The sequence below is a fragment of the Staphylococcus microti genome (genome assembly GCF_000934465.1).
In the GTDB taxonomy this organism is placed as follows: domain Bacteria; phylum Bacillota; class Bacilli; order Staphylococcales; family Staphylococcaceae; genus Staphylococcus; species Staphylococcus microti.
Genome location: NZ_JXWY01000086.1, coordinates 1 through 788, shown reverse-complemented (window position 1 = coordinate 788; position 788 = coordinate 1). Strand labels below are relative to the sequence as shown.

Below are 788 nucleotides of genomic sequence, written 5' to 3'. Positions count from 1 at the left end.
GTACGTCAACTTCAGTGAGCGAAAGTGATTCAGCATCAATGAGCGCTTCTACTTCAGTAAGTGAGAGCGACTCAGCGTCAATGAGCACTTCTACTTCAGTAAGCGAAAGTGACTCAGCAAGCATGAGCACATCGACTTCAGTAAGCGAAAGCGACTCAGCAAGCATGAGCACTTCTACTTCAGTAAGTGAAAGTGACTCGGCATCAATGAGCGACTCAACATCAGTAAGTGAAAGCGACTCAGCAAGCATGAGTACTTCAACTTCAGTGAGTGAGAGCGACTCAGCATCAATGAGCACATCAACATCAATGAGTATGAGTGACTCAGCGAGCATGAGTGATTCAACATCATTGAGCGAAAGTGATTCAGCAAGCATGAGTACATCGACTTCAATGAGCGAAAGCGACTCAGCATCAATGAGTACATCAACATCAGTAAGTGAAAGTGACTCAGCGAGCATGAGCACATCAACATCAGTAAGTGAAAGTGACTCAGCGTCAATGAGCACTTCTACTTCAGTAAGTGAGAGTGATTCAGCATCAGTGAGTACGTCAACATCAATGAGTATGAGTGACTCAGCGAGCATGAGCACGTCAACATCAGTAAGTGAAAGCGACTCAGCAAGCATGAGCACATCGACTTCAGTAAGCGAAAGCGACTCAGCGAGCATGAGCACATCAACATCAATGAGTGAAAGTGACTCAGCAAGCATGAGCACATCAACATCAGTAAGTGAGAGCGACTCAGCGTCAATGAGTACATCAACATCAATGAGTGAAAGTGATTCA

Annotated in this window: 1 protein-coding gene; it reads right to left on the bottom strand. The window is 45.1% G+C overall.

The window, feature by feature from the left end; genetic code table 11:
• Window positions 1-788: hypothetical protein (locus tag TP70_RS12445; RefSeq protein ID WP_044361171.1), on the bottom strand; the 788-nt coding region annotated here is incomplete at both ends.